Genomic DNA, 25152 nt, shown 5'->3' with positions numbered 1-25152 from the left:
GCGGGCGATCCAATCCGCGCGGCGTCAAGCGCAAGATGAGTAACTACCACATCCGCCGACGACGCACTCCACTGAACCTGATCCATCAACCTGTTCCCGTCATTATCTGAACAGTATTGCGCTTAGGCTGGTGGCGAGTCTTGGCGCGAACTGACGCACTTCGGGCATTAGCTCATAGATGGCGCCGAGTTTCTGTTCGGGGGCTTCAAGGTGCGTCGCCCATGCGGGGATGAGCACGTTTTCTTCCACTGAGAGATCCGGTACCAGACGGCGATCCTCGGGCATGTAGCCGACGTGGCGGCGCGCTCTCCAGAATCCCGTTTCCGCCGTGGCATCTGTCTGGCCGATGCGGATGCGCCCGGAGTCCGGCCTGGCCAGGCCCATGATGCTGCGCATCAGCGTGGTCTTGCCGGCGCCATTGCGACCGACGAGGCCGACCATTTCGCCCTTGGGTACAACCAAGCTGATATTTCGCAAGATGGGGGTGCCTTCGATGGAGACATCGAGATTGTTGACTTCAATCATGGTTCGTGGCGGCGATTGCCGCTTCCTGTAGTTCGCCAACGATGAATTTGCGGACGCGGGGGGCCGTCAGCACGGAGCTCGTGGGGCCGTCTGCGATGATGGTGCCCTCGTAGAACGCCACAGTCCGGCTGGCGTAGTGCGAAACAATTTCCATGTCGTGCTCGACGAACAGAGTGGCGGCTTTCGATTCGCGTACCCCCTCTATCACGGTCTCCATAAGGGTGAATTTCTCGTCGATAGCCACACCGCTTGTCGGTTCGTCGAGCAGCAGCAGCGCAGGCCGGGAAACGATCGCCATCGAGATGTCCAGCAACTTGCGCACGCCTTGCGCCAGGGTGCCGACCTTGGAATCGGCATGGTTGGCGATGCCGAAACTCTCGAGAACGTCCAGACTCCTCTTGCGCGCCTGGCGGTTCTCCAGCGGCTTGAAATAACTGGACCCGTCCACCTGAAGCATGGCGAAGGCGATCATCATGTTCTCGAGCGCCGTCAGGGCGGGAAACAGTTGGGCGACTTGAAAGGACCGGCACAGGCCGGCGCGGCAGACTTCCCGCGGCGCCATGCCTGTGATGTTCCGGCCGCGAAACAGGATCGATCCGCCGCTGGGCCTCAGGTAGCCCGTCACCATGTTGACGAACGTGGTCTTGCCTGCGCCGTTGGAGCCGATCAGGGCGACGATCTCCTGCTCGGCGATGGAAAGGTTGATGTCTGCGGCGGCGACGACGGCGCCGAAGCTGCGATTCAGGTTCTTGACTTCCAGGATGCTCATGACGCTCTCTCGCAGGATTTTTCCGCCGAGCGCTTGATCGGCCCCGCGGGGCGTATCAGGGACCATAGGCCGTTGGGTAGGAAATACACGATCAGGATCAGGACGGTGCCCAGGATCAGGTGCCAGGCATCGGGGGCGAATTCCAGGGCATAGGTTCGAACAGCCTCGAATACAGCGGAGCCGAGAAAGGGCGCCATGATGTTGCCGGCGCCGCCCATCAATGCGATGAACAGGAACTCTCCGGATTGAGTCCAGTACGCCATGTCGGGCCCGACATGGCCATAGTTGAGCGCCGTGATCGCGCCTCCGATGGATGCGGTGACTGAGGCGACGAGGTAGTTGCAATACAGAACCCTGCTGGGAGAAAACCCGAGGTATTCCACGCGGATCTCGTTTTCGGCGACGGCCAGGCCGGCGTATCCGAGGGGCGACTTGAAGTACCGGTGCGACGCGCAGGCGATGAACGCGCCGATCAGGCACGTGGTCAGATAGAGCGCCAGATTCGCCTGTTCATGGGTCAACGTGGCGCCCAGCAGCGTGGGGGCGGCGACGTTGAAGCCATCGGTACTGCCCAGCGCCTGGGAGCGCGAGAGCATGCCGTAGAGGATCATCGCCAGCGCCAGGCTGAACATTGCAAAGAAGATCTCGCGATAGCGGCTCATGAGCAGGCCCAGCAGGCCGCCTGTGATCAGGCCGGTCAGGGCGGCCAGGGACAATAGCGCCAGGATGTCGGTGACATGTAGCAGCTGCCCGCCCAATCCGACGACGTACCCGCCGATGCAGTAGTACAGCCCTTGGCCAAACGAGACTAGGCCGCTGCGCATGAGGGTGACGACGCCGATGACGACCAGGGCCTTGGCGATCACCGCGACGACCGTCGATGAGAACCAGGCAGGGAAGACGGAATATCCGGCCGCCAACAGTGCGGCGATCGCAATGATGGCGAAAGGTGTACGGTCTCGAGTATGCATCAGATCCTCCGGGCGTTTGCGAGTGCGAACAGGCCGCGTGGCCGGAACACCAGAACCAGCGCCATGACGCCGTAGATGACGAACAGCTCGGCTTCTGGAAACAGGTTGACCGCCGCCGAGCGTGCCAGGCCGATGAGGATGGCGCCGACCAGGGCTCCTTGGATGCTCCCCAGGCCGCCGGTGACGACGACGGCGAATGCCAGTACGATGACTTCGATGCCCAGTCCGGGAGTCACGGCCGTGGCTGGAGCGATCAGGCCGCCGGCCAGGGCGCCCAGCCCCGCGCCAATGGCGAAGGTGATGGCGAACAGGCGATTCACATCGATGCCCATGGCAATCGCCATTTCACGATCCTGGATGACGGCTCGCAACAGCTTTCCGTGGCGCGTGCGGTTGAGGCCCCACCAGAGTGAGGCCGCCACGATGGCGGCGACGCCGATCATCGCCAGGTCGTAATTGACAAATGTGAGCACGTCGATGTCCGTGCTGCCCAATAGCGAGTACGGCTCGGGGGCGTAGTAGGACTGGACGCCCCAGATCATTTTGATCAGGTCTTCGAATACAAGCAGAAGGCCGAACGTGACCAGCACCATCACGACTTCCTCGCGATCCTGCAAGAATCTGAGCACGCCGCGTTCAGTTGCCAGCCCGGCGATGACGCCAGCCGCCAGTGCGCCGATTGTGATCATGAGAAAGCCCCCTGCGGCGGGTGTGCTTTCGAGGCCAAAGTACCAGCCGACCAGTGTTGCGGATGTGTAGGCGCCGATGGCATAGAAGCTGCCGTGCGCCATGTTGAGTATGCGCATGACGCCGTAGATCAGCGTGAGGCCCGCCGCCATGATGAAAAGCCATGAGGCGTAGATGAAGCCATCGATGACGATGGCCAGAAGCGTTGTCATATCGGGAATCCTGCGTGCGGCAGCGCCCTCCGGCGGCCTGGCGATCGGTGATCGGGCGCGCTGGAAGGGTGCTGTTTTTGAGTCACTGTGCTATTCGCACTGGGCGCCGGGAAAGCCTGCCTCGATCCATTCCAGGCTCTTTTTGCCTTCGGGTGCGATCACGCATTCAGGCTTGTAGCGTTTGACGTTGACCAGAGCAGGCGCGCCGTCCTTGAGTTGGAATGTGCCATAGGCGATGTCGGTCGCGGCCTGGTGGCCGTTGTGCCGGGCCATGGCGACCGGGCCCGCGGGGGTGTCGAACGTGATGCCCGTCAGCGCCTTGCGGATCTCATCGGCCGAGGGGGCTTTCCGGGTCTCTGTGAATGCCTTGTCGCCGGCCGCCTTGAGCGCCAATACGGCTTGCGCCATGTAATAGGCGGGGAAACTGGGTTGTGTGCCGTATTTCTTTTGATAGGTATCGCGGAACCAGTCGTTGAATGCCGAAGCGGGCGCTAGCACGCCGCCGTTGCCGCGCACTCCGATGATGGTGCCGTCGGGAATTTGCTTGGCCAGGGAATGCATGGCCGTGCCTCCGGTCGTCAGCACCGCGGTTTGTTTCTTCAGCAGACCGCGTGGCGCCGCCTGAAGGATGAAGGCATCGAGATCGCCGCCCCAGAAGCTGGAGTGGACGACATCGGCGCGGTTGCGTGCCAGCGCCGTGATCTCGGCGCCGTATTGACCGGCAAAAATTTTGGGAAACAGGGCTGTTTCGAGTTTTACGTCTGGTTTGAGCTGCTGCAGGCTTTTGGTGAAATCGCGCCAGGACTCTTGCCCCCAGCCGTAGTTCTGGTTGATCCCCGAGACCGTTCTGACGTCTTTTTTCGTGTCGAGGAGATAGCGAGCGGCCGCTATGTTCTCGACATCCTGGGAATTCATCGTGCGGAAGACATATTCTTTCGGACCTTCTTCGAAGGTGCGGACCGAGCCACAGTAATAAAACAGGGTCAGCGTCTTGAGTTCTTCGGCGACGGGCGCGACGCCCAGGCAGGAGCCCGATGAGGCATAGCCGATGACGGCATCCACGCCTTGCCTCTGAACCAGGTTGCGATACTCGTTGACGGGCTCGACGGCCTCGTCGATGTAGGTTCGCTGGATCGGCCGGCCGCCAATGCCGGTGCCGGAATAGGGCGCGGGCAGGGTGCCGGAGTTGATGGCGTCGATGATCAGGTCCGCGCCATTGCGTGACGGAATTCCGACTGGGCCGGATACGGGGCCGGAGAAGAAGGAGACCAGGCCGATCTTCAGCGGCTCGGCCGCGGAAGACGGGGAAGGGACAGCCAGGCCGAACGTCGCGACGCCGCAGGCCGCCACAGCCGAAAATTTGCCCAGATTTCTCATGAGAATCGTCCTTGAATTATGAGCGGATGACAGGGTGGTTGTATGGAGTATCTTAAGTTGTCGATGTTAATCGACATCTAATTTCTATTAGATCGACTGATTCTATCTATCAATATCTACTTGATGCATTAGGGAATTCACTGATCATCAAGATAATTCACTTTGTCGATAATTTCTGACACAATGATTCATGTCCAATTTTTCTGACAAAAAATGCATATGGCGCTGATGAAACTTCTGGCACAACTTGGCCTATCGGGAAAGCGGGGGGATTTTTATCTTGCGGCACTGGCGCTGGGGGAGGCCTCGGTGACGGAAGTCGCCCAGCGGGCAGGCATTGGCAGGACGACCGCCTATGACATCCTGGGCAGTCTGGTGGCCGAGGGTTTGCTGAACCAGATCGAGAAATCGAACAAAACCTATGTCGTCGCCGAGGACCCGGTCGTCCTCTTGCGTAATGCGGAACAGCAAAAGCGGCTGATCGAGCAGGCGCTGCCTGAAGTGCAGGCGATCTTCAGCCACTCGATTGCCAAGCCCCGCATCCGCTATTACTCCGGCATCGATGGCATCATCACCGTCTTGAACGACAGCCTGGGGTGTCACTCCAAAGAGCTTTGCGGTATTTTGTCTATGGTCGAGTTGCTGAGCGTTCCGGGCCGTGAGTTCATGCAGGAGCACATCCGTCGCCGAATCGACGCCGGCATCCGGTTGCGCGTCGTGCGCAGCGCCACCGAGGAAATCGAGCGGGGCATCTGGCCCAGTTCCCATGACGAGTTGCGTGATGTCCGTTTTTCCCCATCGCCCTTGCCGTTCACAATGACCAGCTACATCTACGACGACAAAGTCGCCTATATTTCTTCGCGTCGTGAGAACTTTGCCTTGCTGATCCAGAGTACGGAATTCGCTTGTTTGCAGAAGGCGCTGTTCGATGTCATGTGGGCGGCCGGTACGCCGCACGGTTCATCGGGGGGAGGGTCGTCGCTGCGAGGCTAGTGTCCTGTCTGGCTAATTCCGATCCTTACCTTCGGCGCCCGGGCTGGCCATGCTGCGTTGCTTGCCCACCTCACCGCTTGCAAGCGGTTCGGATTCGTCAGACACGGAGCAGTCCGCAGGGACTGCTCCGTGTCCAGACTCATCCTCGCGATAGCACCGGCTATCGCTGCGGTTTGCGCCTTGCCTGACAAGCCCATGCATCCGAATTCAAGTGACCAAACTCACCAGACAGGACACTAGCGTCTTGTTTCGCTCATTCGAATGCTTGTCTTCGGTGCGGCGTCTTTTTGCTGTTTTGCAACAATCCTCGCCGCCAAGGGCCGTGCCATCGCGCAGAATCCGGCGCGCACCCTGTATCAAATTGATTGTTGCCCGCCCGATTGCTACACTGGTCGGGTTCCTTCCTGCATGGCAAATTCAAGCTTTTTACCTACGCGGCGCAGGCCGCGTTTCGCATTTTCAGGACACGCTTAAATGGTTTGCATCACCCTTCCCGACGGTTCGCGGCGCGAATTCGACCATCCGGTTTCCGTGCACGAGGTCGCGCGCTCCATCGGGACCGGGCTGGGCAAGGCGGCGTTGGCGGGCCGGCTGACCGTGAACGGCGAACCGGCGCGCCTGGTGGATGCCGGCCACGTGATCGACCGGGATGCGAGCCTGAGCATCGTCACCGACAAGGACCCCGAAGGCCTGGATCTGATCCGCCATTCCACGGCGCACCTGCTGGCCTATGCGGTCAAGACCCTGTTTCCCGATGCCCAGGTCACCATCGGCCCGGTGATCGAGAACGGCTTCTACTACGATTTCTCGTACAAACGCCCCTTCACGCCCGAAGACCTGGAAGCCATCGAGAAGAAGATGGCCGAACTGGCTCGCCGCGACGAAGCCGTGACGCGCGAGGAATGGGACCGCGACGAGGCCGTGAAATTCTTCCGCGGCATCGGCGAGGCCTACAAGGCCGAGATCATCGCCTCGATCCCCGCCAACGAAAAGATCAGTCTGTACCGCGAGGGCGATTTCATCGACCTGTGCCGTGGTCCGCACGTGCCGTCCACCGGCCGCCTGCGGGTGTTCAAGCTGATGAAGGTCGCGGGGGCCTACTGGCGCGGCGATAGCAACAACGAGATGCTGCAGCGCATCTACGGCACCGCCTGGGCCCGCAAGGAAGACCAGGACGCCTACCTGCACATGCTCGAGCAGGCCGAACTGCGCGACCACCGCCGCATCGGCCGCGAACTGGACCTGTTCCATTTCCAGGACGAGGCCCCCGGCCTGATCTTCTGGCACCCCAAGGGCTGGACGGTCTGGCAGCAGGTCGAGCAGTACATGCGTCAGGTGTACCAGGACAACGGCTACCAGGAAGTCAAGGCGCCGCAGATCCTGGACCTGTCTCTGTGGAAGAAGACCGGCCATTGGGACAACTACCAGGAAAACATGTTCACGACGGAATCCGAGAACCGCGTGTATGGCCTCAAGCCCATGAACTGTCCGGGCCACGTGCAGATCTTCAACGCCGGCCTGCATTCCTATCGCGAACTGCCGTTGCGCTACGGTGAATTCGGCCAGTGCCATCGCAACGAGCCTTCCGGCTCGCTGCACGGCATGATGCGCGTGCGTGGTTTCACCCAGGACGACGGGCACATCTTCTGCACGGAAGACCAGCTCCAGGAAGAATGTGCCGCCTTCACACGCCTGTTGCAGAAGGTCTACGCCGATTTCGGCTTCACCGAGATCCTGTACAAGGTCGCCACCCGCCCCGAAAAGCGCATCGGCGCCGACGAGGTCTGGGACAAGGCCGAGCAGGCCCTGAAGGACAGCCTGGACCTGTCCCATTGCGACTACGAAGTCTCGGAAGGCGAGGGCGCCTTCTACGGCCCGAAGATCGAATACACCCTGAAGGACGCCATCGGCCGCCATTGGCAGTGTGGCACCATACAGGTGGACTTTTCCATGCCGCAGCGCCTGGGGGCCGAATATGTCGACGCCCAGGACCACCGCCGCACGCCCGTGATGCTGCACCGGGCCATCCTGGGCTCCCTGGAGCGCTTCATCGGCATGTTGATCGAAAATCACGCCGGGGCGCTGCCCGCCTGGCTGGCGCCGCACCATGCGGTGGTCTGCTGCATTTCCGACGGTTCCGCCGCCTATGCCGAACAGCTCGCCCGGGACCTGAAGCAGCAGGGCCTGCGCGTATCCACCGACGTGCGGGGCGAAAAGATCACCCGTAAAATCCGCGAACATAGTCTGCAGAAAATCCCGTATATTCTGGTCGTCGGTGACAAAGAACGCGAATCCGGCACCGTGTCCGTGCGCGGGCGTGGCAACCAGGATCTGGGCTCGATGCCGGTGGCGGATTTCATCGCCCGGCTGAAGCGTGAAATTTCGACCCGCCAGCAGGGGACCGAACCGGCGCAGGCCTGATCGCCCCTTTTTCATCAACTCACAGGAGTTCTCGACATCGCAACCGAAAAGAAACACCGTGTCAACGGTGAGATCCGCATTCATGAAGTCCGCCTGATCGGCGTGGATGGCGAACAGCTGGGCATTGTCCGCACGTCCGAGGCCTTGACCATGGCCGAACAGAACGACGTCGACCTGGTCGAAATCGCCCCGACGGCCAGTCCCCCGGTCTGCCGCCTGATGGACTACGGCAAGTTCAAGTACCAGGAACAGAAGCGCCAGGCCGAGGCCCGGTCCCGCCAGAAGGTCATCCAGGTCAAGGAAGTCAAGTTCCGCCCGGGCACCGACGAAGGCGACTACCAGGTGAAATTGCGCAACCTGCGCCGTTTCATCGAGGATGGCGACAAGGCCAAGGTCACGCTGCGTTTCCGCGGTCGCGAAATGGCCCACCAGGAACTCGGCATGCGCGTCCTCGAACGGGTGCGCGACGACCTGGGAGAAATGGTTCTGGTCGAGGCCATGCCCAAGCTCGAAGGCCGTCAGATGGTGATGGTGCTGGCGCCGCGCAAGAAAGCTGGATGAGATCGGACATGAAATGGTCCCTGCGGACCATTTCATGCCGATCGAATCCGAGCGCCTTGCAAGGCGCGAGGTGGAGGGCTGTTGCAGTTGAAGATTTCATGCCGATCGAATCCGAGCGCCTTGCAAGGCGCGAGGTGGAGGGCTGCCACCGCCGGAGATATTCGAATTAGCCAAGCAGGACATCAGAGGCATTCATGCATTTTCTGTTCGTCATCGATCCGCTGCCCGCCCTGAAGGCCTGGAAGGATTCCTCCGTTGCCATCATGCGCAGCCTGGCGGCGCAGGGACACGACTTCAGCTTCGCCACGATGGGCGATCTGTACGTCCTGGAAGGCCGCGTGCGGGTCTCCGCGACGGCGATGCACCTGCGCGCCGATCCCGACTGGCACGGCCACGACTGGTGGACGCAGGCCGCCGGGCCGCGCGAATGCGCGCTGGCCGACTTCGACGCCGTGCTGATGAGGAAGGACCCGCCCTTCGACATGGAATACGTCTACGCGACGCACCTGTTCGACTACGCGGCGGCCCAGGGCGCGCGCGTGTTCAACGCCGGGTCGGCCATCCGCAACCATCCGGAAAAGCTCGCCATCACCGAGTTCGCGCAATATACGGCTCCCACGCTGGTCAGCCGCGACATGGCACGGCTGCGCGCCTTCCACGCGCAGCACGGCGACGTCATCGTCAAGCCCCTGGACGGCATGGGCGGCAGCGGCATCTTCCGCCTGCGACCCGACGAGCCGAACCTGGGCTCCATTCTGGAGACCCTGACGGGGCTGGGCGTGCGGACCATCATGGCGCAGCGCTACATCCCCGAGATTCTCGATGGCGACAAGCGCATCCTGATCATCGGCGGCGAACCGGTGCCGTTCGCCCTGGCGCGCGTCCCGCTCGTGGGCGAGAGCCGCGGCAACCTGGCCGCTGGCGGGCGCGGCCGGGCCCAGCCTCTGTCGGACCGCGACCTTGAACTGGCCCGGGCCGTGGGCCGGAAGCTGGCGGGCCGCGGCCTGCTGCTGATCGGCCTGGACGTGATCGGCGACTACATCACCGAAATCAATGTCACCAGCCCCACCTGTTTCGTGGAAATCACCGAGCAGACCGGCTTCGACGTGGCCGGCCGCTTCGTGAAGGCCCTGGTTCGAGCCGTGGATGAGTCCGGACACGGGGTAGTTCCCGCGGACCGTCCTGTGCCTGAAGAATCCGGGAGGCATGCAGGCCGCGAGGCGGGCGGCAGTCTATGAATACCCGTATCGCCCTGGTCATGCACGAGCCCCTGGGCGCGGCCTTCGAAGCCTGCGCCCGGCACGTGCTGGGCCGGGTGCCCGACCTGGCTGTCTTCGATATCGCGCCCGACGCCGACCCCGCCGCCCAGACCGGGCGCATCCTGGACTGGATGCGATCGCGCGGGCCCGCCGAGCCCGTCCTGATCCTGTGCGACCTGTACGGGGCGACGCCCTTCAATATCGCTGCCCAGGCCCTGCGCCGGGCGCTGGACGACGGCTATGTGGCGCATCTGCTGACCGGCACCAATGCCTGCATGGTGCTGAAAGCCTTGACAGACCAGCAGGAAAACCCCGAATCTCTCAGCGAACGCGTGCGCCAGGGGGCGCTGCGCGGTATCGTGAATGCGGAACCCCCGTGTGACTGCTAGGAGCCCGTGCCCATGCCCTCCATTGATCTGGTGATTTCGAACAAGCTGGGATTGCATGCGCGCGCGGCCGCCAAGCTGACCCAGCTGGCCGGGCGCTACCGTAGCGACATCTTCATTTCGCGGGGCGCCCAGCGCGTCAACGCCAAGAGCATCATGGGCGTGATGATGCTGGCCGCGGGCCTGGGCGTCACCGTCAGGATCGATGCCCTGGGCGAGGATGAAGCCCAGGCGCTGGCCGACATCCGAGCCCTGTTCGAGGGCCGCTTCGGGGAAGCCGAATAAGTCCGACCCGCATGAATTCGCCGGAACCCGCATCGTCCGCGATTTCCTCCACCCTGTGCCTGTATGGCCAGGGGGTGGTGCGCGGTTACGCCATCGGTCGGGCCGTGGTCATGAGCGCGGCCTCGCTCGAAGTCGCCCACTATCGCATCGCCGATGCGGACATCGAATCCGAACAGCAGCGCTTCACGCGGGCGGTGGACGAGACCGTGCGCGACCTGGGCCAGATGGCCGCGGATCTGCCGGCCGACGCGCCGCGCGAGCTGGGCGTGCTGCTGTCGGTCCATGCCATGCTGCTGCAGGATCCCATGCTGACGCAGTCCGTCCGCCAAATGATCGCGGAGCGCCGGTACAACGCCGAATGGGCTCTGACGACCCAGGGCCAGATCCTGGCGGAGCAATTTTCCCTGATGGAGGACGCCTACCTGCGTGAGCGGGGCGGGGATGTGCGCCAGGTGATCGAGCGCGTCCTGCGGGTGCTGTCCGGATCCGTGCACTGGCTGCCGAACCTGGATGCCGTGGCCGTCGACGGCAGCCTGATCGTGGTGGCGCGCGACATTTCCCCGGCCGACATGATGCGCTTGCGCGGCGGCCGTTTCGGCGCCTTTCTGACGGATCTGGGCGGAGCCACCTCGCACACGGCCATCGTGGCGCGCAGCATGAATGTGCCCGCCGTGGTCGGCATGGGGGCGGTGCGCGCGCTGGTGCGCGACGGCGATCGGCTGATCGTCGATGGACTGAACGGGCTGGTCCTGGTCAATCCCTCGGATGCCGTGCTGCGGGAATACCAGGAACGGCAGGCGGCCTTCCTGCGTGAGCGCGACGAGCTCAAGGCGCTGCGCTTCGCGCCGGCCGTGACGCTCGACGGCATCCAGATCCGCATGGAAGCCAACATCGAGCTGCCGGAGGAAGCTGCCGACGCGCTGGCGGCCGGAGCGGAGGGCATCGGGCTGTTCCGCAGCGAGTTCCTGTTCATGGGGCGCCCCGACCTGCCGGACGAGGATGAGCAATATGAGGCCTATGCCTCGGTGGTTCGCACCATGGCGGGCAGGCCGGTCACCATCCGCACGCTGGACATCGGCGCCGACAAGACGCTCGATGGCGAGGCGACCGTGGCTACCAACCCGGCCCTGGGCCTGCGCGCGATCCGCTACTGCCTGGCCAATCCCGAGATGTTCAACACGCAACTGCGGGCGCTGCTGCGGGCCGCCGCGCACGGGCCTATCCGGGTGCTGTTCCCCATGGTGTCGCACATGCACGAGATCCACGCCGCTCGCCGCGCACTGGCGCGAGCAGCGGGAGAACTGAGCGTCCAGGGGCTGCCCCACGACGCCGCCGTCCAGGTGGGCGCCATGGTCGAGATCCCCGCCATGGCCATCGCCATCGAGCCCTTCGCCGAGGCGCTGGATTTCCTGTCCATCGGCACCAACGACCTGATTCAGTACGTGCTGGCGATCGACCGCGGGGACACCGACGTCGCGTCCCTGTACGATCCGATGCATCCGGCGGTGCTGCGCCTGATCGCGCACACCATCAATATCGGCGAGCGGCTGGGCAAGCCCGTGTCGATTTGCGGTGAGATGGCCGGCGATGTGCGCGTCACCCGCATGCTGCTGGGGCTGGGTCTGACCGGGTTCTCCATGCATCCGCAGCAGCTGCTGGACGTGAAGAAGGAAATCCGCAGGGCGCACTCCAACGCTCTGCGGGTCAAGGTCGCGTCGGCCCTGAACCGGGCCGAGCGCATCGACCTGTCCACGCTGGACGCCTGAGCCTCGCCCGGGAACCGGGCCGGGACCGTGCGCGCCAGCCCGGATCCCGGGCGGGCGCCGGTTCCTGGTCCGTCGGTTCGTTGGTAGAATCGTCTGGCGGCAATACCCTGGTTCCCGACCCCGATATTTCCAGGCTCCTTCTTGCGACTCGACTCCCTTCCCCGCACCTTGCGGCAGAAGGCCTCGCTGGCCTTCATCCTGGTTGTGCTGCTGGCCATTGGCAACGTGTCCATCGTCCGGTTCCTGCTGCGGGAAAGCGACGGCGTGGCGGCCACGCTGAACGTCGCGGGCAAGATGCGCATGCTCAGCCAGCGCATCGGCCTGGAAACCCTGATGGCGCGCCAGCGCCCGGACCCGCCGGATCCCGCGTTGGCGGATCTGTTGCTTTCGTTCGAGGCGGCGCACGATGCGTTGCGCCATGGCGGCCGCGCGTTCGGTCTGGACATTTCTCCCATGCCGGCGGCGCTCGCGCCGCAGCTGCTGGAAGTCGGCCAGGCCTGGACGCGCTACCGCGTCGCCGTCGGCACGCTGGCCGAGGGGCCTGCCGGGGACCGGGCCGCCGTGGCGGACCTGGGGCGGACCGGAGCGGATCTGCTCGCGCGCACCGAGGCGCTCATGGACGGGCTGGTAGTCGAGGCCCGGACGGTTCAGCAGCGGACGCTCTATGGCGCCTATGCCTTGTTCGCGCTGGACCTCGCGTTGCTGGGGCTGGCCGGCTGGGTGGTCTTTCGCGGGATCCTGCGGCCCATCCGCAGCCTGGCGAAGCAGTGCCGGGCCTTGGCGGCGGGCGACTATTCCGCCCGTTCGGCGCTGATGCCCGGCGACGAACTGGGCGAATTGGGCCGGGTGCTGAACGATTCCGCGGCGCACATCGAACAGTTGCTGGGCGACATCGAAAAAAAACACGCTGCGCTGGCCGAAGCTCAAGCCATGTTCAGCGGCCTGTCGGACAATACGGTCGCGGGGATTTACATGGCCGACGAGAACCTGAGGTTCATCCACGCCAATGCACGGCTGGCGGAGATTCTGGGCTATTCCCAGGCCGAACTGGCCGGCGGTCTGCCCTTCGACCGAGTGTTCGTCGGCCCGGCCTACGAGGTCGCCCGGGCGCAGGCGTTGGAGCGGCTGGCCGGGCATACGGCCCGGACATGCTACGAGTGCGTGGCGCGGCGTCGCGACGGCGATCCGATAGAACTGGAAATTTTCGGCTCGCGGATGTATTTGCACGGCCGCCCGGCCCTGATCGGCATCATGTTCGACATCACCGAGCGCAAGCGCGCCGAGGCCACGGCGCGGCGAGCCGCCCTGGTCTACGCCCACACCAGCGAGGCCATGGTGGTGACCGACGCCAATGGCGTCATTCAGGACATCAACCCGGCCTTCACGGCGGTGACCGGCTACGGCGCCGAGGAAGTGGTCGGGCGCACCATGGCCGTGCTCAGCTCTGGACGCCATGACAAGGACTTCTACAGGGCGATGTGGGCCAGGCTGCAGGAGGCCGGCTGCTGGAGCGGCGACATCCATAACCGGCGCAAGTCGGGAGAGGAATACGTCGAGCGCCTGTCCATCAATACGTCCTACAACCAGGACGGCAGCGTCAATTGCCGCATTGGCCTGTTTTCCGATGTGACAGAGAAACGCCGCCGCGAGGCGTCGATCTGGCACCAGGCGCATTATGACCACCTGACCCAGTTGCCCAATCGCCAGATGTTCCAGGAGAATCTGCGGCGCGGCATCGAGCACTCCCGGGAGGGCGGGCTGCCGTTCGCCCTGGTGTTCCTGGACCTGGACTTGTTCAAGGATGTGAACGACACCTTGGGCCACGAAGCGGGCGATCAGCTGCTGCGCCTGGTGGCCCGGCGGCTGGGCGAGTGCGTCCGCAGTTCGGACATGGTGGCGCGGCTGGGCGGCGACGAGTTCACGCTCATCGTCCGGGACATCCGGAACCCGGACGATATCCTTCCCTTGTGCGACAAGGTGCTGGAGTCTCTGTCGCAGCCCTATGCGCTGGGCGGCAGCATCGCGCGGATTTCCGCCAGCATGGGGGTGGCCTTCTATCCGCGCGACGGCGGCGGTGAGAGCGAACTGCTGCGGGCCGCCGACCTGGCCATGTATGCCGCCAAGGAGCACGGCCGCAATCAGTGCCGCATCTATGAAGCCGGGATGCGGGGTCCGGCCGCCGCGCGTGCCGGACGTCAGTCCGGATAGGCCGTTTCCCCGTGTTCCGCGGCGTCCAGGCCCTGGCGTTCTTCGTCGGGCGTGGCCCGCAACCCCATCAGGCGATCCACCAGCAGGGCGCAGACCGCGGCGCTGGCCGCCGCCCATGCCAGGCTGACCAGGACGGCCTCGGCCTGCAGCCAGACCTGGCGCAGCAGCGCGCCCAGGCCCGCCGGACCGGAGCCGCCGAGGTCGGCGGAATAGAAGACGCCCGTCAGGATGGCGCCGACGATGCCGCCTACGGCGTGGATGCCGAAAACGTCGAAGGCATCGTCGATGCCCAGCCGGCGCTTCAGGCCGCTCACGCCCCAGAGCGCGGCCCAGGAAGCGAGTGCGCCGATGGCGATCGCCGCTCCCGGCGCGACCAGGCCGGCGGCCGGGGTGATGCCCACCAGTCCGGCGATGGCGCCGGAGGCCGCGCCCAGCAGCGAAGCCCGGCCCTTCAGGATCCGCTCCGCCAGCGCCCAGGCCAGCACGCCGCAGGCGGCGGCCAGCAAGGTGTTGGCCACGGCCAGAACGGCCTGTTCGTTGGCGGCCAGCGCCGATCCGCCGTTGAAGCCGAACCAGCCTACCCACAGCAGTGCGGCGCCGGTCAGGTTCAGCGGAAGGTTGTGAGGCGGCATGGCTTCCCGGCCGTACCCCAGTCGGGGGCCGACCCGCCACGCACCCACCAGGCCGGCCGCGCCCGCGCTGATGTGGACCACGGTGCCGCCTGCGAAGTCCAGGGCGCCGCGCAGATGCAGCCAGCCGTCACCGGCCCATACCATGTGCGCGATCGGCATGTAGCCCAGTGTGAACCACAGGCCGGCGAAGGCCAGCGCTGCGCCGAAGCGGGTGCGCTCGGCCATGCTGCCGGTGATCAGTCCGCAGGTGATGGCGGCGAACGTCGCCTGGAAGAGGGCGAACAGCAGTTCAGGGATCGTACCAAGCAGGGTCAGGGGCGCCGTATCCCCGGCCCGGTACAGGCCGGCCAGCCCCAGACGCGTCCATCCTCCCAGGCCGCCGAAGCCTTCGGTGAACACCAGGGAATAGCCGTAGGCGAACCACAGCACCGTGACCAGTGCGCAGACGCCCAGCGTCTGGGTCATGACGGACAGCGCGTGGCGCTTGCGCGCCAGGCCGCCGTAGAACAATGCCAGGCCCGGCACGCACATCAGCCAGACCAGCAGAGTCGAGGTCATGGTCCAGACCAGATCGCTCTTGTCCATCGGGAGCTCCTTTTCCAGTGGTGTCAAAGGGCGGATTCGCCGGTTTCACCGGTGCGGATGCGCACCACGTGCTCGAGGGGCGTGACGAAGATCTTGCCGTCGCCGATCTTGCCGGTGCGGGCCGCCTGGCACAGGCATTCCACCGCCATTTCGACCAGAGCATCGGGGACGGCGACCTGGATCTGCAGCTTGGGCAGGAAATCGACCTGGTATTCCGCCCCCCGGTAGAGTTCGGTGTGCCCCTTCTGCCGGCCGAATCCCTTGGCCTCCGTGACCGTCATGCCCTGGATGCCGGCGGCTTCCAGCGCGGCATGGGCCTCTTCCAGTTTGAAGGGCTTGATGAGTGCGGTGACGAGTTTCATGAATGCTCCTTTGCGGTGTGTTTGCATGGAGGATTCAAGCAAGAGGCGTGCCAGCTTCCGGACGATGCCCGATCCGGGGCGACGGCGGCGGCCGAAGGGAGGCGGCGGCGCCGGGCCCGCACCGCGCGGGTGCGGACCAGCCCCGAAATGGTGCAGTGATGGCGGGAAGCGGGGCGGGCGGATAGGCGCCGGGTTCTCTTGAAGACTGGTTTGTTGAAGACTGAAGGAGAGCGGTCCAGTGGTTCCTGTGCCGGATCCCTCGTGGTTTTGTGTCCAGTTGTTGAGTACGGGGGGAGGTGGCGGCCTGCCAGCCCAGGCGGCTTTTCCCAGGGGGACGCGCCCCGCGGGGGTGCCCGGCGAGTCCGGCGGTCCGGACATCAGTCATTACATGTCAGGGTTTACCCGTGATCCAGGATGGCTAGAATTGTAACCAAGCCGGTTGTAACAGACTGGTCCTCGAAGATGATCCGCCACTTCAATCACAGCGGAATTTTGTATAGGGAAGATCATGAACATGACGCGTAAAACGCTGACTCTGGCCGCCATGGTGGCATCGCTGAGCCTGCTGGGTGCTTGCTCCAAGAGCGATGACGCTTCGGCGCCGCCTCCCGCAGCTCCCGCGCCTTCGACGGCGCCGACGCCGGCTCCCGTGCCTCCCGTCACGCCCGCTCCTCAGGAACAGCAGAGCGCCCCGGCCGATCAGCAGTCCATGCAGGACAAGATCAAGGAATCCGCTGGAGCCGCCAAGGACAAGGCCGCCGAAGTCGGCCAAGCTGTATCCGACCAGGCCGGCGCGCTGGCTGAAAAAGCGGGCGATGCCGCCAACAGCGCCCGTGAATCCGTCAAGGAAGGCGCGGCCAAAGCGGATGCCGCCATCCAGGGCGCCGTCGGCAACTCGAACGGCGGCTCCAAGTAAGAGCGCCGGCTCCCGCCGGACGCCGGTCCGGCGGGGCGCGACAAATCCGCATCGTGCGCCCCCCGCGATCCGCCCTCTGCCTCTATAGTGGAGGAAGAGATGACGCGGGAGGAGCCGATGTCGCTTGCCGTTCTATCCAGCCGGACTCTGTTCGGGGTGCAGGTCCGACCCGTGCAGGTCGAAGTCCATGTGGGCAGCGGCCTGCCTTCTTTTTCCATCGTCGGCCTGCCGGGCGCGGGGGTGCGCGAGAGCCGTGAGCGGGTGCGCTCGGCGCTGCTCAGCGGCGGTTTTGAATTCCCGGCCGGGCGCATCACCGCGAATCTGGCGCCCGCCGATCTGCCCAAGGATTCCGGCCGCTTCGACCTGCCGATCGCGCTGGGCGTCCTGCTGGCCTCGGGGCAGGTCGCCGATGCACGGGGGCGGGCGCCCGATGTGCGGCATTATGTGCTGGCGGGCGAACTGTCGCTGACCGGCAGCATCGTGCCGGCGGATGCCGCGCTGGCAATCGCGCTCTCGGTCGTTCGCGATGATCCGCTGGCCGTGCTGATCATGGCCCCGGCGGCGGCCGGCGTGGCCGCCCGGGTGCCGGGCCTGCGCGTCCTGGCGGCTTCCGGCCTGGACGAGGTGGTGGCGCATTTCGCCGGCCGGGCGGAACTGCCCGTCGCCGAGCCGGTCCGCGACGAGCCGGCGGACGGGGTTCCGGCGCCGTGCCTGTCCGATGTTCGGGGACAGGCGGCGGCCCGTCGCGCCCTGGAACTGGCGGCAGCCGGTGGACATGGCCTGCTGCTCAGCGGCTGCCCAGGCGTGGGCAAGAGCATGCTGGCGCGGCGCCTGCCCGGCCTGCTGCCTCCCCTGAGTTCCGGACAGGCCCTGGAAGTCGCCGCCGTCCATGGACTGGCCCGGTCCCGACCGCCCCTGTCCCGGGTGCCGCCATTCAGAGCGCCCCATCACGGAGCATCCATGTCGGCGCTGGTGGGCGGTGGCGCTCGTCCCCGGCCTGGAGAAATCAGCCTGGCCCATCACGGTGTGCTGTTCCTGGACGAATTGCCGGAATTCGGCCGCCAGGCCCTTGAGGCCCTGCGCGAACCGCTGGAAACCGGCTGCATCACGATTGCCCGGGCCTCCGGCGGCTGTACATTCCCCGCCCGCTTCCAGTTCGTGGCCGCCATGAATCCCTGCCCGTGCGGCTGGTACGGACATCCCCATCCCCGGCGGCAATGCCGCTGTTCCCGGGAAGTCATCGCGCGCTACCGGGCACGGATCTCGGGGCCGCTGCTGGACCGGATCGACCTGCACGTCAGTCTGGGAGTGGAGGCCGCCTGGCTGGACGCGCCGCCGGGCGAGCCTTCGGCGCCTGTCCGGGATCGGGTAGTGGCCGCCCGCCACCGGCAACTCTCGCGGCAGGGCTGCCTGAATGCCGAACTGGATGGTGCGGCCCTGGACCGCCACGGCGGTCCGGACGCCGGGGGCCGGGCGTTGCTGGCGCGCGCCGCGGCGGCCTGGGGCTGGTCGGCGCGCGCCACGCGGCGGGCCCAGCGCGTGGCGCGGACCCTGGCCGATCTGGAGGGCGCCGGCCGGGTCGAGGCCGGGCACATGGCCCAGGCGATCCAGTACCGGCCCGATGGCGCCGTGTGAGCCGCGCCCGGACGGCCAGCCGTGGCGGTTAGAATGACGGTTTTCCCTTTCCGATTCCAGGAGGCCGCGATGATCGCCCCCAATCAATTGTTCGACGACTTCCAGAGGAACATGTCCGAATTCCTGGCCAGGACCCCGGCGGCCGACATCGAGCGCAACATGAAGGCTTTCATGACGCAGGCTTTCTCCCGCATGGACCTGGTCACCCGGGAAGAATTCGACATCCAGGCCGACCTGCTGGCCCGCGCGCTGGAACGCATCGAATCCCTGGAAGCTCGCGCCCAGGCCCTGGAGCAGGGCGGCGAATAGACAAGTCCTGGCAAATCACTCTATAATCAAGGGCTTTTCCCGATTTCCTCTGGGTTTGCTTCATCCCGGGGGATCCATCTTTTGGCCCGGATGTTCCCTGGGGGTTTTCAGGAACATCGCGGCGGAAGAGGGGGGGGGGAAAGCAGCAGGATTCGCGCGTGCAGGTTGCGCATGCCGGGTCCGAACATCCGCGAATGCCAGGTCTGACAAGTGCCCGGATCCCGGGCCACCTGGGTTTGCCAAGCCAACAGAGTATCGTCATGCCCAAGATGAAGAGCAAAAAAGGCGCTTCCAAGCGCTTCAAGGTGCGCGGCAGTGGTTCCATCAAGCGCGGCCAGGCTTTCAAGCGTCACATCCTGACCAAGAAAACCACGAAGAACAAACGTCAGCTGCGCGGTTCGGCCGCTGTCCATGAAACGAACGTCGCCTCCGTGAAGGCGATGCTGCCTTTCGCCTGATCGGAGATTACACATGCCTCGCGTCAAACGCGGCGTCACCGCTCGTGCACGCCATAAAAAAGTCATCAAGGCCGCCAAGGGTTACCGTGGCCGCCGCGGCAACGTATTCCGGATCGCCAAGCAGGCGGTCATGCGCGCCGGCCAGTATGCCTACCGCGACCGCCGCAACAAGAAGCGTACCTTCCGCGCCCTGTGGATCACCCGCATCAACGCGGGTTGCCGCGAACTGGGCGTAACCTACAGCGTCTTCATCGCCGGCCTGAAGAAGGCCTCGATCGAACTCGACCGCAAGGTCCTCGCCGACATGGCCGTGCACGACAAGGCGGGTTTCGCCGCCGTCGTGGCCCAGGCGAAATCCGCGCTGGCCGCCTGACCGACACAGTTTCGTTTTCGATTCTGTATCATCGCAAACGGAGCTCCATCGGGCTCCGTTTGTGTTTTGGAATACACCATGGACTCATCGCTCGACGAACTGATTGCCCGGGCCCGCGACCGTTTCGCTCAGGCCGGGGACGCCGCCACGCTGGAAAACGAAAAAGCCGCCTTCCTCGGCAAGCAGGGGTCGCTGACCGCGCTGCTCAAGGGCCTCGCGGCGCTGCGAGGCGAGGAAAAGCGCACGCGCGGCGCGCAGATCAACCAGGCCAAGCAGCAGGTCGAGTCACTGCTGAACACGCGGCGCGCCGAACTGGCCCAGGCCGTGCTGGACCAGCGCCTGGCGGCCGAGACCATTGATGTCACCCTGCCGGGCCGGGGACGCGGCGCGGGCGGCATCCATCCTGTGATCCGTACCTGGCAGCGCGTCGAGCAGATCTTCCGCTCCATCGGTTTCGACGTGGCCGACGGCCCCGAGATCGAGAACGACTGGACCAACTTCACCGCCCTGAACAATCCGGAAAACCATCCGGCGCGCTCCATGCAGGACACGTTCTACGTGGACATGCAGGATGCGGGCGGGCTGCCGCTGGTGCTGCGCACCCACACCAGCCCCATGCAGGTGCGCTACGCCCGCATGCACAAGCCGCCCATCAAGGTCATCGCACCGGGGCGCACCTACCGCGTCGACAGCGACGCCACCCATTCGCCCATGTTCCACCAGGTCGAGGGCCTGTGGATCGCCGAGGACATCTCCTTCGCGGATCTCAAGGGCGTCTACACGAATTTCCTGCGGGCCTTCTTCGAGACCGACGACCTGACCCTGCGCTTCCGGCCGTCGTTCTTCCCTTTCACCGAACCCTCGGCCGAGATCGACATGATGTTCACCTCCGGCCCCAACCAGGGCCGCTGGCTGGAAATCTCCGGCTCGGGCCAGGTGCATCCCCAGGTCGTGCGCAACTTCGGGCTGGACCCGGAACGCTACATCGGCTTCGCCTTCGGCTCCGGGCTGGAACGCCTGGCCATGCTGCGCTATGGCGTGGACGACCTGCGCCAGTTCTTCGAGGGCGACCTGCGCTTCCTGCGCCAGTTCAACGACTAGGCCCGCCAGGCCTCAGCGACACGGAATCCGAATCATGCAATTTCCCGAATCATGGCTGCGCGCCTGGGCCGATCCCGACATTGACGGCCAGGAACTCGCCCATCGGCTGACCATGGCCGGCCTCGAGGTCGAGGACGCCGATCCCTACGCCCCGCCGTTCTCCGGCGTGATGGTGGCGCGCATCGAATCGGCCGAGCCGCACCCCGACGCCGACAAGCTGCGCGTCTGCCGGGTCGACGACGGCTCGGGCGAGCCGCTGCAGATCGTCTGCGGCGCGCCCAACGCCGCGGCCGGTCTGGTGGTGCCCCTGGCCCGCGTCGGTGCCGAACTGCCCGGCGGCCTGCGCATCGGACCTGTCAAGATGCGCGGCGTCGAATCGCGCGGCATGCTCTGCTCGGCCCGCGAACTGGGGCTGTCCCAGGACCATGCCGGCCTGCTGGAACTGTCCGCCGATCTGAAGCCGGGCCAGGACCTGCGCCGGGCGCTGGATCTGGACGACACGATCTATACCCTGAAACTGACTCCCAACCGGGCCGACTGCCTGTCCATCCTGGGTGTGGCGCGCGAGGTCGCGGCGCTGACGGGTTGCGCGCTGCGCGCGCCGGATGTCCCCCAGGTGCCCGTGGCCCTGGAGGACCGCCTGCCCGTGACCGTACAGGCCCCGGACCTGTGCGGCCGCTTCGCCGGGCGCGTCGTGCGCGGCGTGAACGCCCGCGCAGCCACGCCCGCGTGGATCCGGTCGCGCCTGGAGCGCGCCGGCCAGCGGCCGGTGTCGGCGCTGGTGGACATCTCCAACTACGTCATGCTGGAACTGGGGCGCCCCACCCACGTCTTCGATCTCAAGCGGATCGAGGGCGGCCTGACGGTGCGCTGGGCGCGGGACGGCGAACGGCTGGAACTGCTCAACGACCAGACCGTCGAACTGACGTCCGACGTGGGTGTCATCGAGGCCGGCGGGTCGCTGGAAAGCCTGGCCGGCATCATGGGTGGCCAGGCCTCGGCCGTGACCCTGGACACGACCGATGTCTACCTGGAAGCCGCCTTCTGGTGGCCTGAGGCCATCATGGGCCGCCCGCGCCGCTATAAGCTCAATTCCGAGGCTGGCCACCGCTTCGAGCGCGGGGTGGACTTCGCCACCATCCCCGAACACCTGGACTTGATGACGGCCTTGATCCTGGAGGTCTGCGGCGGCCGGGCCGGCCCGCTGGATGACCAGGTCGTGAACCTGCCCGCGCGCGAACCGGTGCGCATGCGCCTGGCGCGCTGCGCCCGCGTGCTGGGCATCCCGCTGGACGCCGAGGCCGTCGGCGCCGTCTTCACGCGCCTGGGCTTCGTGTTCGAGCGGCAGGGCGATGATTTCATCGTCACGCCGCCCGCCGCGCGCTTCGACCTGACGATCGAGGAAGACCTGATCGAGGAAGTCGCCCGCATCCACGGTTTCGACCGTATCCCCGACCGGCCCCCGGTGGCGCCGGCGGTCATGCGGGCGGCGCCCGAGACCCTGTACGGCCCACATGCGCTGCGCGCCACCCTGGCCGCTCGCGACTACCAGGAAGTCATCAACTTCTCCTTCGTCGAGGAAGCCTGGGAACGGGACTACTGCGGCAACGCCGACCCGATCCGGTTGCTCAACCCTATCGCCAGCCAGTTGGCGGTGATGCGCTCCAGCCTGATCGGCGGCTTGCTGGCCAACATCGCCCACAACGCCAAGCACCGCCAGACGCGCGCGCGGGTCTTCGAATTGGGCCGCGTGTTCGCCCGCGATCCCTCGGTGGCCGACGGTGGTCTGGCCGTCGCGGGCGTGGCCCAGCCCACTCATTTGGCCGCCGCGGCCTGGGGGCCGGCCCTGGCGGAACAATGGGGCGAGCCGGTCCGTCCTGTGGACTTCTTCGATGTCAAACGCGATCTCGAGGCTCTGCTGGGCGCGCGCGCGGCCGGCCTGCGTTGCGAAGCCGCCGGCCATCCCGCGCTGCATCCGGGGCGCAGCGCCCGGCTGCTGCTGGACGGCCGCGCGATCGGCTGGCTGGGCGAGGTCCATCCACGCTGGGCACAGGCCCTGGACCTGCCGCGCGCCCCCGTGGTCTTCGAACTCGACGCCGAGGCCGTATCGGAACGTATCTTTCCTCATCCGCGGGAGTTGTCCCGGCAGCCTGTGGCGGTGCGGGATCTGGCGATCTGGGTGGATGCGGACGTGCCGTGGCAGTCGCTGCTTGATACACTGCGACAGCGGATCGAGGCCGATGACGCCCTGTCCGTGGTCAAAGACATTAAACTGTTCGATATTTGGCGCGAAGCCGCGACCGCTCGACAACGCAGCCTGGCGTTGCGCTTCTGGTTCCAGGGCCGCGACGCGACGCTGGAAGATCGCCAGGTCGAACATTGCGTGCAGAGCCTGCTCGACGCTCTGACCCAGGCTCATGGCGCGCGCCTTCGCTCATAAGGAGAAATCGCCGGTGAATACGGATCGGACGCTCACCAAAGCTCATCTGGCCGAACTGCTGTTCGAGCGTGTGGGCCTGAACAAGCGCGAAGCCAAGGACATCGTGGACACATTCTTCTCCGAGGTCCGCGACGCCCTGGTCCAGGGCACCGAGGTCAAGCTGTCGGGCTTCGGCAGCTTCCAGGTGCGCAACAAACCGCCGCGCCCGGGCCGCAATCCCAAGACCGGCGAAGTCATCCCGATCGCCGCGCGGCGGGTGGTCACATTCCATGCCAGCCAGAAGCTCAAGGACGGCGTGGGCAACGACGGAGACGCCGCATGACGTCCACCACGCCCGCGCTGCCGCCGATACCCGCCAAGCGCTATTTCACCATCGGCGAAGTTTCCGAACTGTGCGGCGTCAAACCGCACATCCTGCGCTACTGGGAGCAGGAATTCGTCCAGCTCAAACCAGTCAAGCGGCGGGGCAACCGGCGCTACTACCAGCATCATGAAGTCCTGCTGGTGCGTCGCATCCGCGATCTGCTTTACGAACAGGGCTTCACCATCGCCGGGGCGCGCAACCGTCTGGGCGACAGTGGTGACGCGCCGCACGACCAGGACGCCGCCGTGCGCCTGAGCGGCGCCGAGCTTCAGGCGCTGCGTGCCGATCTGGTGTCCGCGCGGGATCGCCTGGCCCAGGCCCTGGACGGCAACCGCCGGGCCCATCAGGCGGCGGGACTGCTGGATCTCTGATCGGGTTTTTTCACCCGGATCCATTTTGTTCCAGGCATCTCGATGCGAACCCCGGCCCGTGGCCGGAGTTTTCCATTCCGCGTCGGAACATCCGGTCAGCGATTTCCCAGGTGGACGGGCTGCTGGACGACCGTGCCGGTGGGTGTCGGGCGCAGGCTGGCCCACAGCGCCAGGGCCGCCAGGCACAGCGCCACGACGATTCCCAGCGCCATGGCCACGCGGCCGCGCCGCAGCCGCGCGCCGCGCCGTTCGCGTCCGGGCGGCTGCCGCCCGTCCCCCGACGCCGGGCGCGGCTCGGCGCCGGATGCCCGGATCTCGCCCATGACGGGCGGTTCTTCCATTTCCATGCCCAGGCTCTGGCGGATGCGGTCCAGTACGGCGTCGGGCGGAGGCTGGACGGGCAGGGCGTCGACGATTCCCAGGAAATAGGCTTCCCATTTCAGGGCGCGCGCCGCGGCCGCGTCGTCGTGGGCGAGGCGTGACTGGATGTCCGCGACGCGGTCGGGCATGTCCAGGCCCAGCACATAGCGGGCGATTTCGTCGTCGGAGTAGGAGGGGTAGCTGGATTTCATGCGCGCACGGCCTCGTCGATGTGCGCCAGAGCGGCGCCAAGGGAAGCCTCGATGTCGGGCTCGGAGCGGTCCAGGCGGGCCGCGATGCGGGCTGGATCGCCGCCGCGCAGGTAGGCCTGCAGCAGGGCGTCGAGCTGGGGGGCGGGCAGGGTGGCGAGGGCGCCGGCCACTGTGCCGGCCTGTGCGTCGAGCGGCAGAGCGAGTCGGGGCAAAGGAGTGTCTTCCGCCGGATGGCGGCCTTCGGCGCGCATTTGCCGCGCATGGGCCCACGTCCGGTAGCGCAGGATGCTGTAGATCCAGGCGCGAGCGGTGCCAATGGCCGGGCTGTAGCCAGCCGCGTTGCGCCAGATCAGGACGAAGGTCTCGTGCAGCACCGCGTCGGCCGCGTCGGGGTCGTCCAGCATGGCCAGCGCCAGGGCGCGCATGGCGGGGGATTCGTGGCGGTACAGCGCCAGAAAGGCGGCGTGGTCGCCCGCCGCGCAGGCGCTCAATTCCGCTTCGAAATCGAAAACTGAAACAGTCATACAATCTTTCCCGTTCACCGGGTCTCGGGATGCGCCGATCGGGCGGCGCGTCCTCCTGGGATGGCCTTATTGTATGCGGTCCCGCCGGCG

Annotated in this window: 26 protein-coding genes; 17 read left to right on the top strand and 9 right to left on the bottom strand. The window is 65.8% G+C overall.

Features of this window, described 5'->3' with window-relative positions:
- Nucleotides 1-102 precede the first annotated feature (102 nt).
- From ACTPOE_RS04200 to ACTPOE_RS04180, 5 genes are all read right to left on the bottom strand, one after another.
- Nucleotides 103-525: an ATP-binding cassette domain-containing protein gene (locus ACTPOE_RS04200; protein WP_458870978.1), complete on the bottom strand. Its 423-nt coding sequence runs from the start codon at nucleotides 523-525 to the stop codon at nucleotides 103-105.
- Nucleotides 518-1294, bottom strand: coding sequence for an ABC transporter ATP-binding protein (locus tag ACTPOE_RS04195; protein WP_458870977.1), 777 nt, complete (start codon nucleotides 1292-1294; stop codon nucleotides 518-520). The genes ACTPOE_RS04200 and ACTPOE_RS04195 overlap by 8 nt, the downstream gene beginning before the upstream one ends.
- Complete coding sequence (locus ACTPOE_RS04190) at nucleotides 1291-2265, bottom strand: branched-chain amino acid ABC transporter permease (RefSeq protein ID WP_458870976.1); 975 nt, start codon at nucleotides 2263-2265, stop codon at nucleotides 1291-1293. Before ACTPOE_RS04190 ends, ACTPOE_RS04195 begins: the two co-directional genes overlap by 4 nt.
- Complete coding sequence (locus tag ACTPOE_RS04185; protein ID WP_458870975.1) at nucleotides 2265-3164, bottom strand: branched-chain amino acid ABC transporter permease; 900 nt, start codon at nucleotides 3162-3164, stop codon at nucleotides 2265-2267. The genes ACTPOE_RS04190 and ACTPOE_RS04185 overlap by 1 nt, the downstream gene beginning before the upstream one ends.
- A gap of 90 nt (nucleotides 3165-3254) precedes the next feature.
- Nucleotides 3255-4541, bottom strand: coding sequence for an ABC transporter substrate-binding protein (locus tag ACTPOE_RS04180; protein ID WP_458870974.1), 1287 nt, complete (start codon nucleotides 4539-4541; stop codon nucleotides 3255-3257).
- 213 nt (nucleotides 4542-4754) lie between these two features.
- On the opposite strand from ACTPOE_RS04180, the gene ACTPOE_RS04175 reads away from it, so the two are divergent.
- The 8 genes from ACTPOE_RS04175 to ACTPOE_RS04140 all read left to right on the top strand — a co-directional run bounded on the left by ACTPOE_RS04175 (nucleotide 4755) and on the right by ACTPOE_RS04140 (nucleotide 14420).
- The gene (locus ACTPOE_RS04175) at nucleotides 4755-5534 is read left to right on the top strand and encodes a TrmB family transcriptional regulator (RefSeq protein WP_458870973.1); all 780 of its coding nucleotides are present in this window, start codon (nucleotides 4755-4757) and stop codon (nucleotides 5532-5534) included.
- A 474-nt stretch (nucleotides 5535-6008) separates the two neighbouring features.
- Nucleotides 6009-7955 (top strand): threonine--tRNA ligase, encoded by a 1947-nt coding sequence (gene thrS / locus ACTPOE_RS04170; protein ID WP_458870972.1) that lies wholly within the window; start codon nucleotides 6009-6011, stop codon nucleotides 7953-7955.
- 36 nt (nucleotides 7956-7991) lie between these two features.
- Nucleotides 7992-8516, top strand: a complete 525-nt coding sequence (gene infC, locus ACTPOE_RS04165) for a translation initiation factor IF-3 (protein WP_458872752.1) — start codon at nucleotides 7992-7994, stop codon at nucleotides 8514-8516.
- A 194-nt stretch (nucleotides 8517-8710) separates the two neighbouring features.
- Nucleotides 8711-9754 (top strand): glutathione synthase, encoded by a 1044-nt coding sequence (gshB, locus tag ACTPOE_RS04160; RefSeq protein ID WP_458870970.1) that lies wholly within the window; start codon nucleotides 8711-8713, stop codon nucleotides 9752-9754.
- Nucleotides 9751-10164 (top strand): PTS sugar transporter subunit IIA, encoded by a 414-nt coding sequence (locus ACTPOE_RS04155; protein ID WP_458870969.1) that lies wholly within the window; start codon nucleotides 9751-9753, stop codon nucleotides 10162-10164. Before gshB ends, ACTPOE_RS04155 begins: the two co-directional genes overlap by 4 nt.
- Before the next feature lie 12 nt (nucleotides 10165-10176).
- Nucleotides 10177-10446, top strand: a complete 270-nt coding sequence (locus tag ACTPOE_RS04150; protein ID WP_458870967.1) for an HPr family phosphocarrier protein — start codon at nucleotides 10177-10179, stop codon at nucleotides 10444-10446.
- A gap of 74 nt (nucleotides 10447-10520) precedes the next feature.
- Nucleotides 10521-12212: a phosphoenolpyruvate--protein phosphotransferase gene (gene ptsP / locus ACTPOE_RS04145; RefSeq protein WP_458872751.1), complete on the top strand. Its 1692-nt coding sequence runs from the start codon at nucleotides 10521-10523 to the stop codon at nucleotides 12210-12212.
- 141 nt (nucleotides 12213-12353) lie between these two features.
- The gene (locus tag ACTPOE_RS04140; protein ID WP_458870966.1) at nucleotides 12354-14420 is read left to right on the top strand and encodes a diguanylate cyclase domain-containing protein; all 2067 of its coding nucleotides are present in this window, start codon (nucleotides 12354-12356) and stop codon (nucleotides 14418-14420) included.
- Here ACTPOE_RS04140 and ACTPOE_RS04135 read toward each other — a convergent pair.
- Together ACTPOE_RS04135 and ACTPOE_RS04130 are read right to left on the bottom strand one after the other, a co-directional pair.
- On the bottom strand, nucleotides 14408-15637 hold the full coding sequence (locus ACTPOE_RS04135) for an ammonium transporter (protein ID WP_458870965.1): 1230 nt from the start codon (nucleotides 15635-15637) through the stop codon (nucleotides 14408-14410). The genes ACTPOE_RS04140 and ACTPOE_RS04135 overlap by 13 nt on opposite strands.
- Before the next feature lie 23 nt (nucleotides 15638-15660).
- A complete protein-coding gene (locus ACTPOE_RS04130; RefSeq protein WP_458870964.1) occupies nucleotides 15661-15999 on the bottom strand; it encodes a P-II family nitrogen regulator in 339 nt (112 codons plus the stop codon).
- Between the two features lie 508 nt (nucleotides 16000-16507).
- Here ACTPOE_RS04130 and ACTPOE_RS04125 point away from each other — a divergent pair.
- The 9 genes from ACTPOE_RS04125 (at nucleotide 16508) to ACTPOE_RS04085 (ending at nucleotide 23966) form a co-directional block, all read left to right on the top strand.
- Nucleotides 16508-16915 (top strand): hypothetical protein, encoded by a 408-nt coding sequence (locus tag ACTPOE_RS04125; RefSeq protein ID WP_458870963.1) that lies wholly within the window; start codon nucleotides 16508-16510, stop codon nucleotides 16913-16915.
- Between the two features lie 117 nt (nucleotides 16916-17032).
- On the top strand, nucleotides 17033-18550 hold the full coding sequence (locus ACTPOE_RS04120; protein WP_458870962.1) for a YifB family Mg chelatase-like AAA ATPase: 1518 nt from the start codon (nucleotides 17033-17035) through the stop codon (nucleotides 18548-18550).
- A 69-nt stretch (nucleotides 18551-18619) separates the two neighbouring features.
- Nucleotides 18620-18859, top strand: coding sequence for an accessory factor UbiK family protein (locus ACTPOE_RS04115; protein WP_458870961.1), 240 nt, complete (start codon nucleotides 18620-18622; stop codon nucleotides 18857-18859).
- A gap of 260 nt (nucleotides 18860-19119) precedes the next feature.
- Nucleotides 19120-19317: a 50S ribosomal protein L35 gene (rpmI, locus tag ACTPOE_RS04110; RefSeq protein WP_043682165.1), complete on the top strand. Its 198-nt coding sequence runs from the start codon at nucleotides 19120-19122 to the stop codon at nucleotides 19315-19317.
- A 13-nt stretch (nucleotides 19318-19330) separates the two neighbouring features.
- Nucleotides 19331-19690 carry a 50S ribosomal protein L20 gene (gene rplT, locus ACTPOE_RS04105; protein WP_043682169.1) on the top strand — a complete coding sequence of 120 codons (360 nt, stop codon included), beginning with the start codon at nucleotides 19331-19333 and terminating at the stop codon, nucleotides 19688-19690.
- Between the two features lie 78 nt (nucleotides 19691-19768).
- The gene (gene pheS / locus ACTPOE_RS04100; RefSeq protein ID WP_458870960.1) at nucleotides 19769-20791 is read left to right on the top strand and encodes a phenylalanine--tRNA ligase subunit alpha; all 1023 of its coding nucleotides are present in this window, start codon (nucleotides 19769-19771) and stop codon (nucleotides 20789-20791) included.
- A 34-nt stretch (nucleotides 20792-20825) separates the two neighbouring features.
- A complete protein-coding gene (gene pheT, locus ACTPOE_RS04095; protein ID WP_458870959.1) occupies nucleotides 20826-23231 on the top strand; it encodes a phenylalanine--tRNA ligase subunit beta in 2406 nt (801 codons plus the stop codon).
- A gap of 13 nt (nucleotides 23232-23244) precedes the next feature.
- On the top strand, nucleotides 23245-23553 hold the full coding sequence (locus ACTPOE_RS04090) for an integration host factor subunit alpha (RefSeq protein ID WP_458870958.1): 309 nt from the start codon (nucleotides 23245-23247) through the stop codon (nucleotides 23551-23553).
- Entirely contained in the window at nucleotides 23550-23966 is a 417-nt protein-coding gene (locus ACTPOE_RS04085; protein WP_458870957.1) for a MerR family transcriptional regulator, read from the top strand. The genes ACTPOE_RS04090 and ACTPOE_RS04085 overlap by 4 nt, the downstream gene beginning before the upstream one ends.
- A 95-nt stretch (nucleotides 23967-24061) precedes the next feature.
- Here the strand turns inward: ACTPOE_RS04085 and ACTPOE_RS04080 are convergent, their stop codons facing one another.
- Entirely contained in the window at nucleotides 24062-24538 is a 477-nt protein-coding gene (locus tag ACTPOE_RS04080) for a hypothetical protein (RefSeq protein ID WP_458870955.1), read from the bottom strand.
- Complete coding sequence (locus ACTPOE_RS04075) at nucleotides 24535-25062, bottom strand: sigma factor (RefSeq protein WP_458870954.1); 528 nt, start codon at nucleotides 25060-25062, stop codon at nucleotides 24535-24537. The genes ACTPOE_RS04080 and ACTPOE_RS04075 overlap by 4 nt, the downstream gene beginning before the upstream one ends.
- Nucleotides 25063-25152: the final 90 nt, after the last annotated feature.

The organism is Castellaniella sp. WN, from assembly GCF_054457555.1.
Note: the sequence above shows the minus strand (reverse complement) of the source record. Positions and strands in the feature narration are given on the sequence as shown.

Bases quoted from the DNA above. Each gene is read 5' to 3' on its own strand.
- ACTPOE_RS04130 (WP_458870964.1), bottom strand. From the start codon at position 15,999: ATGAAACTCGTCACCGCACTCATCAAGCCCTTCAAACTGGAAGAGGCC.
- ACTPOE_RS04175 (WP_458870973.1), top strand. From the start codon at position 4,755: ATGCATATGGCGCTGATGAAACTTCTGGCACAACTTGGCCTATCGGGA.
- ACTPOE_RS04135 (WP_458870965.1), bottom strand. From the start codon at position 15,637: ATGGACAAGAGCGATCTGGTCTGGACCATGACCTCGACTCTGCTGGTC.
- ACTPOE_RS04150 (WP_458870967.1), top strand. From the start codon at position 10,177: ATGCCCTCCATTGATCTGGTGATTTCGAACAAGCTGGGATTGCATGCG.
- ACTPOE_RS04080 (WP_458870955.1), bottom strand. From the start codon at position 24,538: ATGAAATCCAGCTACCCCTCCTACTCCGACGACGAAATCGCCCGCTAT.
- ACTPOE_RS04180 (WP_458870974.1), bottom strand. From the start codon at position 4,541: ATGAGAAATCTGGGCAAATTTTCGGCTGTGGCGGCCTGCGGCGTCGCG.
- ACTPOE_RS04195 (WP_458870977.1), bottom strand. From the start codon at position 1,294: ATGAGCATCCTGGAAGTCAAGAACCTGAATCGCAGCTTCGGCGCCGTC.
- ACTPOE_RS04190 (WP_458870976.1), bottom strand. From the start codon at position 2,265: ATGCATACTCGAGACCGTACACCTTTCGCCATCATTGCGATCGCCGCA.
- ACTPOE_RS04155 (WP_458870969.1), top strand. From the start codon at position 9,751: ATGAATACCCGTATCGCCCTGGTCATGCACGAGCCCCTGGGCGCGGCC.
- ACTPOE_RS04085 (WP_458870957.1), top strand. From the start codon at position 23,550: ATGACGTCCACCACGCCCGCGCTGCCGCCGATACCCGCCAAGCGCTAT.
- pheS (WP_458870960.1), top strand. From the start codon at position 19,769: ATGGACTCATCGCTCGACGAACTGATTGCCCGGGCCCGCGACCGTTTC.
- thrS (WP_458870972.1), top strand. From the start codon at position 6,009: ATGGTTTGCATCACCCTTCCCGACGGTTCGCGGCGCGAATTCGACCAT.
- rpmI (WP_043682165.1), top strand. From the start codon at position 19,120: ATGCCCAAGATGAAGAGCAAAAAAGGCGCTTCCAAGCGCTTCAAGGTG.
- ACTPOE_RS04075 (WP_458870954.1), bottom strand. From the start codon at position 25,062: ATGACTGTTTCAGTTTTCGATTTCGAAGCGGAATTGAGCGCCTGCGCG.
- ACTPOE_RS04120 (WP_458870962.1), top strand. From the start codon at position 17,033: ATGTCGCTTGCCGTTCTATCCAGCCGGACTCTGTTCGGGGTGCAGGTC.
- pheT (WP_458870959.1), top strand. From the start codon at position 20,826: ATGCAATTTCCCGAATCATGGCTGCGCGCCTGGGCCGATCCCGACATT.
- gshB (WP_458870970.1), top strand. From the start codon at position 8,711: ATGCATTTTCTGTTCGTCATCGATCCGCTGCCCGCCCTGAAGGCCTGG.
- ACTPOE_RS04185 (WP_458870975.1), bottom strand. From the start codon at position 3,164: ATGACAACGCTTCTGGCCATCGTCATCGATGGCTTCATCTACGCCTCA.
- ACTPOE_RS04115 (WP_458870961.1), top strand. From the start codon at position 18,620: ATGATCGCCCCCAATCAATTGTTCGACGACTTCCAGAGGAACATGTCC.
- rplT (WP_043682169.1), top strand. From the start codon at position 19,331: ATGCCTCGCGTCAAACGCGGCGTCACCGCTCGTGCACGCCATAAAAAA.
- ACTPOE_RS04200 (WP_458870978.1), bottom strand. From the start codon at position 525: ATGATTGAAGTCAACAATCTCGATGTCTCCATCGAAGGCACCCCCATC.
- ACTPOE_RS04125 (WP_458870963.1), top strand. From the start codon at position 16,508: ATGAACATGACGCGTAAAACGCTGACTCTGGCCGCCATGGTGGCATCG.